The organism is Roseibium sp. (assembly GCF_025698965.1).
Classification (GTDB): Bacteria; Pseudomonadota; Alphaproteobacteria; order Rhizobiales; family Stappiaceae; genus Roseibium.
This window is the reverse complement of the sequence record NZ_JAILWL010000198.1, coordinates 1-11,142: the sequence shown is the minus strand read 5'-3', so window position 1 is coordinate 11,142 and position 11,142 is coordinate 1. Positions and strand designations below refer to the sequence as shown.

The 11,142-nt window shown below is 56.0% G+C and carries 9 protein-coding genes; all 9 read left to right on the top strand.

The window, feature by feature from the left end:
* Positions 1-756: NAD(P)-dependent oxidoreductase (locus K5905_RS16620; RefSeq protein WP_297585859.1), on the top strand; the 756-nt coding region annotated here is incomplete at its 5' end.
* A 126-nt stretch (positions 757-882) separates the two neighbouring features.
* Positions 883-1,644 (top strand): DeoR/GlpR family DNA-binding transcription regulator, encoded by a 762-nt coding sequence (locus tag K5905_RS16615; RefSeq protein ID WP_297585857.1) that lies wholly within the window; start codon positions 883-885, stop codon positions 1,642-1,644.
* Between the two features lie 77 nt (positions 1,645-1,721).
* Entirely contained in the window at positions 1,722-4,178 is a 2,457-nt protein-coding gene (locus K5905_RS16610; RefSeq protein WP_297585855.1) for an FAD-dependent oxidoreductase, read from the top strand.
* A 402-nt stretch (positions 4,179-4,580) separates the two neighbouring features.
* A complete protein-coding gene (locus tag K5905_RS16605) occupies positions 4,581-5,795 on the top strand; it encodes an ROK family transcriptional regulator (protein ID WP_297585853.1) in 1,215 nt (404 codons plus the stop codon).
* Positions 5,795-7,054, top strand: a complete 1,260-nt coding sequence (locus K5905_RS16600; protein ID WP_297585851.1) for a M20/M25/M40 family metallo-hydrolase — start codon at positions 5,795-5,797, stop codon at positions 7,052-7,054. The genes K5905_RS16605 and K5905_RS16600 overlap by 1 nt, the downstream gene beginning before the upstream one ends.
* Positions 7,055-7,079: 25 nt before the next feature.
* Positions 7,080-8,150, top strand: coding sequence for a substrate-binding domain-containing protein (locus tag K5905_RS16595; protein ID WP_367186976.1), 1,071 nt, complete (start codon positions 7,080-7,082; stop codon positions 8,148-8,150).
* A gap of 60 nt (positions 8,151-8,210) precedes the next feature.
* A complete protein-coding gene (locus K5905_RS16590) occupies positions 8,211-9,164 on the top strand; it encodes an ABC transporter permease (protein WP_297585849.1) in 954 nt (317 codons plus the stop codon).
* A gap of 14 nt (positions 9,165-9,178) precedes the next feature.
* The gene (locus K5905_RS16585) at positions 9,179-10,390 is read left to right on the top strand and encodes an alanine racemase (RefSeq protein WP_297585847.1); all 1,212 of its coding nucleotides are present in this window, start codon (positions 9,179-9,181) and stop codon (positions 10,388-10,390) included.
* Positions 10,387-11,142, top strand: a 756-nt coding sequence (locus K5905_RS16580) for an ATP-binding cassette domain-containing protein (protein WP_297585846.1), incomplete at its 3' end; no start/stop codon positions are given. The genes K5905_RS16585 and K5905_RS16580, both read left to right, overlap by 4 nt.

Below are 11,142 nucleotides of genomic sequence, written 5' to 3'. Positions count from 1 at the left end.
CACAATATCCCGGTCGTCAATATTCCCGAATACGCTGAGGAAACGGTTGCCGAAGGCGCATTTTCGCTGATGATTGCGCTGGCAAAGCGTTTGCCCGCCTTGGGACGCCAAATGCAAACCAAAGGGTGGGCGTGGCCGGAACCTGAATGGATCGGACGGGATCTGGCAGAGAGCACAGTCGGCATCATCGGGTTGGGGAAGATTGGCAAAAGCATGGCCAGAATGGCGGGGGCCGGATTCCGGGCGAACGTCATCGCCTACAACCCCGGTATGTCAGAAGAGGAAATGCTTGAACACGGCGCCAGAAAATGTGGCACCTTGCAGGAATTGCTGGAACAGTCCGACTTTGTTTCGATTCATACGGTGCTCAATCACAGCACTCGGCATTTGCTGAGCGAAACTGAATTGCGATTGATGAAACCAGGTGCTTGTCTGATCAACGTTTCGCGAGGGGCCATCGTCGATGAAAAAGCTCTGATCAAAGCGCTTGACGAGGGATGGATCGCTGGTGCCGGTCTGGATGTGTTCAGCTTGGAACCCCTCGCGTTGAAGGGGCATCCGCTAAGCCCGCTGTTCGGTAGGGACAACGTCATTTTGACGCCGCACCTGACTTTTTACACCGAGCAGGCGATGCACAGGCTTGAGAGCGAAACACTTGAGAGGTGTTTCGAGCTGCTTGACGGACAGCGCGTGCAGGTGAAGTCGGGCGATCCGCGACTACGCGCGCAATCGGCAGGCGTGACTTTCACGACTTGATCTGTCTTTCGGAGTTTCCCAAATGCAGGGAAGTTATTTGCCTGTGAATATGCGTGAGAATTTCAGTCCTTGCCTGGCTTGGCAAAAATTGGCATTTTGCAAAGTGCAAAATGAGAAAGTGCCAGCATGCTTCCTGACGAACGATACGCAGTCATTCTCGAAGAGGTGAACCGGCATCCGGCTGTTTCCATCCGGTCCTTGACGGCGCGTTTGGGCGTTTCGCGGGAAACAGTGCGCAAGGATATCGAAATCCTTGCCGGGCAAGGCAAACTTTTACAGGTGCGTGGAGGTGCTGCAAAAGTCGTCTCCAAAGAAGCGCCGATGACCGATCGCGTGAATACCAACGCCGAAGGCAAGATCAAGATTGCGACGCGTGTTTCGTCGATGATACCTGAAGGCGCGTCAATCATCATCGACAATGGCTCGACCACTCTTGAGGTTGCGCGCGAATTGGTCAAGCATCGCAAGGAATTGCAGGTGGTTACCAACGACCTTAGACTTGCGGAAACGATTGCGCCTGCCTGCCGGGAGGTGGTTTTGGCCGGTGGTCGGATAGACCCTTCCGAAATGGCGACTTTCGGCTTGGAAGTTATTGAAAACTTGTCGCGATATCGTGCCGAATTCGCAATCATCAGCGCCGGTGGGCTCAGTGCCCATGCGGGACTCACCGATTTCACGCGGGAAGCAGCGGACTTGCGAGCACGCATGCTGGTTCAGGCGGAAACTGCGTTGATCCTGGCAGACAGCTCCAAATTTGGCGTGGTCGGCCAGATCGTCATGCCGGCCCCTCCTGGAAGAGCAATCTTGATTTCTGACGCCGATCCACCAGCCGATATTTCGCAGGTATTAAGCGAGTTGCAGATCGATACCGCACATCAGTCGCCATAAAATGAAAATATTTGCAAAATTTTGCAAAGTGTGAAACTCTCCGTCAAGCAACAAATCCTGTCGGAGGAGGCACTGAGATGGCTGAAGCGGAGCTGCCTGCAAGAGCACAATACGTAATCATTGGCGGTGGTATCGTAGGATCATCCGTTGCCTATCATCTGGCAAAGATGGGTCTCACTGATATTGTCCTGCTGGAACAGGGGCAATTGAGTTGCGGAACGACCTGGCATGCAGCGGGACTGGTTGGCCAGTTGCGCAGCACGCCGGCAATGACCAACCTGATCCGTTATTCGACGCAGCTGTATTCAGAACTCGAAGCCGAAACGGGACTGGCTACCGGTTGGAAGGAGTGCGGTTCGGTCACAGTCGCCCGCAGCGACGAGCGAATGACAATGTTGCTGCGCACGGCTGCCGCCGCGCGTGCCCAGGGTGTCGAGGTGGAAGTCATCACGCCGGAAGAGGCCAGGGACAAATGGCCGGTGATGCAGGTTGGCGATCTGAAAGGTGGGCTCTGGATGCCAGGCGACGGCAAGGCAAATCCGACGGATCTGACCCAGTCTCTTGCAAAAGGCGCGCGCTTGCAGGGTGCAAGAGTAATCGAAGGAATTCAGGTAACGGACATTTTGACCGACAGAGGCCGCGCAATGGGTGTCGTAACCGACAAGGGGCGGATCGAAGCTGAGGTCATCGTCAATTGTGCCGGTCAGTGGGCTCGGAAGATCGGCAAGATGTGCGGTGTCAACGTGCCGCTCCATTCCGCTGAACACATGTATATTGTTACGGAGCGGATCGAAGGCGTGAAACCCGATCTCCCGGTTTTGCGGGATCCTGACGGGTACATCTATTTCAAGGAGGAAACCGGAGGGCTCGTCATGGGAGGCTTTGAGCCCGCTGCCAAGCCTTGGGGTATGAACGGCATTCCGGAAAACTTTTTCTTTCAACTGCTTCCCGACGATTGGGATCAATTTGAAATCCTGATGGAAAATGCGTTGATCCGCGTACCGCAAATGGCTGACACGGGCGTGCGCGAATTTTTCAACGGGCCAGAGAGTTTCACCCCCGATAACAACTATCTTCTGGGTGAAGCACCTGAAGTAAAGAATTTCTTCGTGGGAGCCGGTTTCAATTCAATGGGAATTGCCAGTGCTGGCGGCGCCGGCAAGGCTTTGGCAGAGTGGATCGTGGAAGGTTCCCCGACAATGGATCTGTTCGCCGTCGACATCCGCCGATTTGCCGACTTCAACAACAACCCCTCCTGGCTTCATGATCGCGTCAAGGAAGTGCTGGGGCTGCACTATGCGATGCCCTGGCCAAACCGGGAGCTTGACAGCGCCCGGCCGTTCCGCCGTTCAGCGCTCTATGATCGGCTAGCTGCCAAAGGCGCGGTTTTCGGATCGAAGATGGGGTGGGAACGGGCCAATTACTTTGCAGCTGAACCGGGACATGCAACCAAGTACGGCTTTGGCAGGCAGAACTGGCATGACGCTGTCGGTGCGGAACACAGGGCGACCCGGGAAGGGGTCGTGTTGTTTGATCAGAGTTCTTTCGCAAAACTGCTCGTACAGGGGCGGGATGCTTGCGACCAGCTGAACCGCATCTGCGCTGCAAATGTGGATGTTGAGGTCGGGCGAACCGTCTATACCGGCCTTTTGAACAGCCGGGCAGGGTATGAAAGCGACCTCACTGTTCTACGTTTGCAAGCTGACGAATTTCTGTTGATCACCGGCTCCGCACAGGCCGTGCGGGACGCTGACTGGTTGCGCAGGAATTTCGCGCCCGATGCCCATGTTTTTCTGACGGATGTTACAGGTTCATGGTCGGTGTTGTCTCTAATGGGGCCGGCTTCGCGCGAGGTTCTGGCAAAGACAACGCAAGCCGATCTTTCCAACGAAGCCTTTCCCTTTGGAACCGTGCAGAAAATCGACCTCGGATACGCAACTGTGCTTGCCAATCGCATGACCTATGTCGGCGAGTTGGGTTGGGAATTGATTGTTCCGGTTGAGTTTACGGTCGGTGTTTATGAAGACCTGATGCGTTCAGGAAAAACGCACGGCATTCGCGACGCTGGTTATTATGCCCTTGAAGGCTTGCGGCTCGAGAAAGGATTTCGGGCGTGGAGCCGTGAGCTGACGCCTGACATTACACCCCTTCAGGCCGGGTTGAGCTTCGCCGTTGATTTTGAGAAGCCGTGCGGTTTCATCGGCAGGGACGCTCTTCTCGCCGCCAAGTCAGACCCTGCACATTTGAACACACGAATTGTGCAGATGGTTTTGCAGGACGACGCCCCGCAGCTTTGGGGCGGCGAATCCGTTCTGTGCAACAGTGCTGTGGTCGGAGAGGTTCGTTCCGCCGCATATGGTCACACATTGGGGGCGTCGGTCGCCCTTGCTCAGTTGAACGCCTCCCAAAGGATTACCTCCGACTACCTGGCGCTCAACGATTGGGAAATCGACCTGGCGGGAACAAAATACGTGGCGGCTGCGTATTTGCGAACGCCATACGATCCGCGTGGGGAGCGCCCCCGTTCCAACTGATCCAGAGCACATCCATCGAATGTTGCATCATTTGATGGATGTACGCCGAAGGTGAGCCTTCAACAGCTTGTCCCGACGCTTGGACCGAAGAACCGGAAACTCCACGCTTCAATCTTCAAGGATTGGCCCGTTAGTCAGTCAGGCAAAAATCTGCAATCTGGACCATTCCAGGAAGGTAGATCACTCCGAGGTGACAATTCTTTCAAGGCAACAGGTTATCGGACAGGTGGATCGAGTTGTCAGTTCAAAGCACGGCCTCTTGACGCTGTAGCAGCGTAGCAAAATCGAACACTGACAGCCGGCAATCGCACCCCGCACAGTTCGCCCGTGAAAATGGCAGCTTGACAAAATTCCTCAAATCTATTTAGTTCGGTTACAGAACGAACTAAAAGAGGTGATGCATTGGCCGACCCGTCAAACATTTCAAGACGCATGTCGCTGAGTGCCATTGTGCAGGCAATTGCGAGCTATGGACCGATCTCGCGGGCAAGCGTTGCCAAGATCACCGGCTTGTCGAAGCAGACCGTTTCGGAGATCGTCGGAAACCTTGAAGAAGAAGGTTGGGTACGAACAGTCGGTCAAACGGAAGGCCATATAGGCCGGCGTGCGGTTGTTTACGAAATTGTTCCCGACGCGGCATCAGTCGCAAGTGTTGACCTGGGTGGCACCAAGATCCGGGTCGCGATCTGTGATCTGACGGGGGCAATCGTCTCGGAGCTGGTAGAAACAACCGACAAGGCCGGCGGCGAGGCTGTGGTCAGGCAAGTGGTTGATCTCGTCAACCGGGCTGCGGCGCAAGTAACATCATCTCCAACTCCTCCTCGCGTCGCAGTAATCGGTGTGCCGGGGGTACCTGACCCTGTGACCGGCCAGATCAAACTGGCTCCCAATATTCCTGGGATAGACAGCATCGATGCACGTGGGCTTTGGCAGCAATCACTTGGTATTGAGGTTTTCGTCGAAAACGACGTCAATCTGGCTGCGCTGGGTGAGCACTGGCTGACAAAGCGTGGTGACAAGGATGATCTGATTTATGTTTCCATCGGCACCGGCATCGGCGCCGGTCTCGTTGTCGGCGGGCAACTGCATCGCGGATCAAGCGGTGCGGCGGGCGAGATAGGTTACTTGCCCTTCGGCGCGGATCCGTTTGAAGACGAAAGTCTCAAGGTTGGCGCTCTAGAGAGGGTCACTGCAACCCAGGCCATCAAAAACGGATATGCGAAAGCAACGGGAAAGACCTTGAGCGTTCCCGATATCTTTGACGCGGCTGCCACAGGAGACCAAGCGGCCCTAACGGCCCTTGACGAGATAGCGCGGCAGGTCGCGCGGGCAATGGCTGCGCTCGCGGCCGTCATGGATCCGACTTGCATCGTTGTCGGTGGGTCTGTTGGGACCCGGGACGAACTCTTTGGTGGCGTGGAGAAATACATTTCAATGTGCTTCCCTCGCGCTGTTCAAATCGAAAAATCCGTGCTTGGGAACCACGCAGCCCTGGCAGGAGGCACGTCCGTTGCCTTGTCGCGCCTTCATCTCTCGCTTTTCACGGAAGGATTGAAAGGCGTTGAGATCGCGGTACCGCCGCCATCGATCGATACCTTCAAGGTCGGGGTAGCATAATGGCAAACAGCCTCCTTCAGGATCTTTCCTCACATCAGGATCGCGAAGCGGATCTGAAGCTTCTTCGGGACGCCATCGCAATCGAAAGCGTGACGGGGAATGAGAGCCGATTTGCGTTGTTTCTGAAGGATCGGATGGACGAGCTGGGCCTTTCGACGGGATCGGGGGAATTTCTGCCCGGCCGACTGAACGTCTGGGGCCAGAGCGCGTCTTCGGGAAGTCCAGGCCGGCATCTCATGTTTGTCGGGCATACCGACACAGTCCACGTGCAGGGATGGGCGGAAAACTGGCGCGGTAGAACACAGGAATCGCCGTTTTCCGGTGTCGAGATTACAGGCGAGATCTGGGGACGAGGCGCCTGTGACCTCAAGGGAGGAATTTGCGCTGCATTGAGCGCGATCAGATTGCTGAAGACGGCCGGATACCAACCGTCAGGTGGACTTTCCTTCGCCTTCATCGGCGACGAGGAAAGTGGGGAGAAAGGCACAGGTGTCAGCGCCGGGGCCCATGATCTCGTCCGACGTGTTTCGGAGGGGCAGATTTCCAGACCGGACTTTGCCGTTTACGTCGAGCCGACCAGACTTCAGGTCTATACGGCTCAAATCGGGTTCTTCATTGCCGAGATAACGATTGCCGGAAAGTCAGCCTATTTCGGCACGCCGGAACTTGGTGTCGACGCTCTAAAGGCTGCGCACAGTTTGTTGGGTCGCTTATGGGAGCATGAAGCCGAACTTTCCGCAGGACCAAGTCACGAACTCGTCGGCACGTCCTCCATTCTCGTCACGGACATCAAGGGCGGTGGCTACATTGCCGTTCCGGGAGAATGCAAGTTTTCGCTGATCCGGAAATTACGTCCGGGAGAAAGTCTGGATGTCGCCGTTCGGTTGATGGAGGAGGTCATTCGAACCACCCCGGTTGCCGAAGGCATCACTGTGAGCATCGACTATCCGGCTGGAAGAGATCATCGATTTGGCGGGTCTCCAGTCGAGATTCCGCAAGACGACGCAAGCGCGCGGCTGCTGTCGCAGTGCGTCAAACAGGTCGTCGAGGACGGCGGTGCAATCGGAGGAGCTCCTTATTGGTCTGAAATGCCGTTTCTGGTCAATGGGATCGGTTGTCCGGCCGTTTATTGCGCCCCAGGCGATATCAGTCTGGCGCATACATTCGAAGAGCGCATCGAGGTGGAGAGCTATCTGGCTGGCGTCAAGGCTTTTGCGCTGTTCATCGCCGAGTATTGCGGCCTGGAAAAAGCACGCTAAGCACGAAAAAAGTGGAGGAGATAACATGAAACCGATATCCAATAACCTGGTGAAGTCCGCCTTTATCGGACTGATGAGTTTATCCACGCTGACAACTGCGGCCACTGCCCAGACAATCGGTCCGGGAGGAGAAAGTGCAACGCCTTCGTCGCAAGTCACCGTGTCGGAAGAAAGCGCTGCTGCCCTGCGATCGGGCAATCACAAGGCAGCGCTGTTGTGGCACGACCAGTCAGACTTCGTGAATGCTGTCTCTGCCGGTGCAACTGACGAATTCGATCGTCTCGGCATCGCGGTTGTTGCAACGACAAGCGCAGGATTTGATGCCGCAAAACAGCGCAGTGACATAGAAACTTCGCTGGCTAAGCAACCAGACATCATCCTGTCCCTGCCGCTTGACCCAGTCACTTCTGCTGCCGCATTCGAAGAAGCAAAAGACGGTGGTGTATCCCTCGTGTTCCTGTCGAACCTGCCATCCGGATACGAACACCCGCGCGACTATGCAGCAATTGTCACGGATGATCTGTTCCAGATGGGCAAGCAGGCCGCTGATGCTCTGGCAAGTGCCATGGGAGGTAAGGGGACTGTCGGCTGGATCTATCATGACGCCGATTATTACGTAACCAATCAACGCGACAACGCATTCAAGACGACGATCGAAAACGACTATCCGGAAATTTCGATCGTTGCCGAACAGGGTATAAGCGACCCGGCTCGTGCGGAAGAAATTGCCAATGCAATGCTTTTGAAAAACCCGGACCTCGGAGGCATCTATGTTACCTGGGCCGGGCCTGCCGAGGGTGTTCTTGCCGCATTACGTGCCAACGGCAACAAGAACACGAAGATCGTTACGCTGGACCTTTCGGAACCGGTCGCGCTGGACATGGTGCGTGGCGGCAATGTCGCGGCAATCGTTGCAGATGAGGCCTATGAGCTCGGACGGGCGATGGCGGCTTCCGCGGCCTTGCGCCTGGTGGGCAAGGACGTGCCGCCCTTCGTCGTTGCACCTGCCATTACCGTGACCAAGGAAAACGTTTCTGAGGGCTGGAAAAAGTCCCTGAATACGGATGCGCCTGCAAGCGTTACCTCCGCCGATTGATGCGGACCAAAGGCGAGCACCCGTCTGCTCGCCTTCCTTTTTCTCGGAAGTGAGATTGTGATGACTTCTTCTGCATCGCTGCTGCAGCGCATGGATCTCCAGCGATCTGTGATCTATCTGGGCTTTCTGGCGATTTTCCTCTTCTTTGCGGTCACGCTGCATGATGATGGGTTTCTCACCAGCCGGAATCTTACCAACATCGTTTTGCAGACTGCACCAGCGACGATCATGGCCATCGGGCTTGTATTTGTCCTGTCTGCGGGAGAAATCGATCTCAGCTTCGGTTCGGTTGTTGCCGTTTCTGCCCTTTCCGCTGCTGTGGTCATGCAGAGTTACCCGATGGTCGTCGGCGTTGTCGCGGGTATCGGAGCCGGCGCTCTGATTGGGGCAATGAACGGGATTCTCGTTGCCTATCTTCGCCTGCCGTCATTTCTGGTGACGTTGGCGACAATGAGTCTTTTTGCCGGAATTGCGCGGTCCATGACCGATCTACGCTCAATTCCTGTTCTCAATGATGTTTTTACCGGTCTGTTCGGCTCAGGTAAGCTGTTTTCTGTCCCATCATTGGTCATCTGGACTGGTATCGCCGTGGTGCTGGGGCATGTCGTCTATCGGCATTCCCGCTTTGGTGCCCACGTCCTTGCCACGGGCGACAATCCGCGCGCGGCCCAGGTTTCAGGTATCAAAGTGCCTCGAATACGCCTGAGCGTTCTGACGCTTTGCGGCGCCATGGCTGGGCTTGCCGGACTTCTCTATGCAGGCCGCCTTCAGGCCGCCAAATATACACTTGGAGAAAGTGACCTGATGACCGTCATCGCCGCGGTTATCGTTGGCGGCACCGCTTTGAATGGCGGCAAGGGGTCCGTCATTGGCGCTCTGCTCGGGTCCTTGCTGATGGGCATGCTCAACAACGGCCTGATCCTGATGGGACTTGATGTGTCCGATCAGATGATTGTCCGAGGCCTTATTATTCTCGTCGCCGTCGCCGTTTCTCTGCGCGACACAAGCCGGTAACTCGGAGAAAACAAATGTTCCTCGATGTATTGATCCGCCGAAATCCGGACTTTATCGAAGCCGCCATGTCCCTTCACCAGGCTGGATACATTCCTGCCAATGCCTATGTGATTGACCTTGATGCGGTCGAACGCAACGCGCGCCTGTTTCAAGCCGAGGCCAGCGGTCTGGGGCTCAAGACATTTGCAATGACCAAGCAGGTCGGTCGCCATTCCGGATTCTGTAACGCCGTCAGGCGCGGTGGCATCGATCGCGCCGTCGCCGTTGACATGGCCTGCGCCATTGCCTGCGATCGGGCAGGCCTCAAGATCGGTCACCTGGGGCACCTGGTTCAGGTACCTCGCGGTGAGGCGGCATTCGCAGCCTCGGAACTCACACCTGACTATTGGACGGTCTTTTCCGATATCAAGGCGCAGGAAGCTGCATCCGCTTCTGCAAGCGCCGGACGCCGACAAAACCTTCTTGCCAGAATCCAGACCGAAGGAGACACTTTCTATCGCGGCCACGAAGGTGGATTTGCCGCCGACGAGATTGTTGCGGTTGCCGAGCGACTGGACGCGTTAGCCGGAGCCGCTTTTGCGGGAATAACAACATTCCCCGCCTTGCTCTTTGATCCCGAAACCGGAAAGGTCAGGCCGACACCCAACCTGGCCACCCTGGAGCGGGCCGCGAATGCCCTTGCCAGAACCGGACGCACCGGAATTGAAATCAACGCACCGGGAACAACGTCTTCAACGGTTTTGAAATCTCTTGCGGAGGCCGGCGCAACCCAATGCGAGCCGGGTAACGGATTGCACGGAACGACTCCGCTTCATGCGGTCGAAGATCTACCTGAAGATCCCGCGGTCCTTTACCTTTCCGAGGTATCGCACCAGCACGGTGGCAAAGCCTATTGCTACGGCGGAGGCCTTTACATCGACCCGGTGTTTCCAAAGTACCAGGTCAAGGCTCTTGTGTCGTCTGAACCGACATCGTCACACGCCGACTTGGCAGATGTGGAAATACCCGACTATTCGGCTATCGATTACTACGCGATGATTGATGCCACACAACCGCGGTCTCCAAGGGAAGGTGACACGGTTGTCTTTGGATTTCGAGGTCAGGCGTTCGTTACCCGTGCCATGGTCGTTGGCATCTCAGGCGTCAGTACCGGCAAGCCTTGCGTTACCACCGTCGAGAACGGATTTCGGGATCCTGTCTCCTGGCCGGGAGCAAAGGTGCAATGAGTTCCGACCAACCTGTTCTGTCCCTTTCCGGCGTTCACAAGGCCTTTGGTGGAGTGGTTGCCATTGAAGAGTTTTCACTCGACCTGAAAGCCGGTGAGATTGTCGCGCTTGTCGGCGACAACGGCGCCGGAAAGTCAACTCTCGTCAAGATCATCTCCGGCGTGCACAAGCCAACATCCGGAAAAATAAGATTGAACGGTGACGAGGTTGCCTTTTCGGACGCAAGTTCCGCACGAAGCCTGGGGGTTGAAGTCGTCTATCAGGATCTTGCTCTCGCAGATCAGCAACCGGTTTACATGAACATGTTCCTGGGGCGCGAACTGACCAGGCCACCATTCGGTCTTCTGGACAAAAAACGCATGAGACAGGAGTGTCAGGAGCTGGTCGACGAACTGGATGTGCGCATTCCCTCGGCCAGTTCGACAATTCGGGATCTAAGTGGTGGGCAGCGGCAGGGCATAGCCATAGCAAGAGCCACACATTGGGCGAGCAAGTTGATCCTTCTGGATGAACCGACCGCAGCGTTGGGGGTTGCTGAAACGGCGAAGGTTGAAGAATTGGTTGCGTCACTGAGAGCAAAGAACCTTGCAATCCTCATCATAAGCCACAGTCTGGATCAGGTCTTTCGCCTTTCCGACAGGATCTGTGTTCTGCGCAGAGGCAAGCAGATAGGTGTGAGGAACACGCGGGAGACGGACAAGAACGAAATCGTTTCGATGATCACGGGCGTGTCCAATGAGAACCAGGAGCCA

What these genes read in the sequence shown, in the direction of transcription:
- K5905_RS16615 (WP_297585857.1), top strand. Translation starts at nt 883, where the DNA reads ATGCTTCCTGACGAACGATACGCAGTCATTCTCGAAGAGGTGAACCGG.
- K5905_RS16610 (WP_297585855.1), top strand. Translation starts at nt 1,722, where the DNA reads ATGGCTGAAGCGGAGCTGCCTGCAAGAGCACAATACGTAATCATTGGC.
- K5905_RS16600 (WP_297585851.1), top strand. Translation starts at nt 5,795, where the DNA reads ATGGCAAACAGCCTCCTTCAGGATCTTTCCTCACATCAGGATCGCGAA.
- K5905_RS16595 (WP_367186976.1), top strand. Translation starts at nt 7,080, where the DNA reads ATGAAACCGATATCCAATAACCTGGTGAAGTCCGCCTTTATCGGACTG.
- K5905_RS16590 (WP_297585849.1), top strand. Translation starts at nt 8,211, where the DNA reads ATGACTTCTTCTGCATCGCTGCTGCAGCGCATGGATCTCCAGCGATCT.
- K5905_RS16585 (WP_297585847.1), top strand. Translation starts at nt 9,179, where the DNA reads ATGTTCCTCGATGTATTGATCCGCCGAAATCCGGACTTTATCGAAGCC.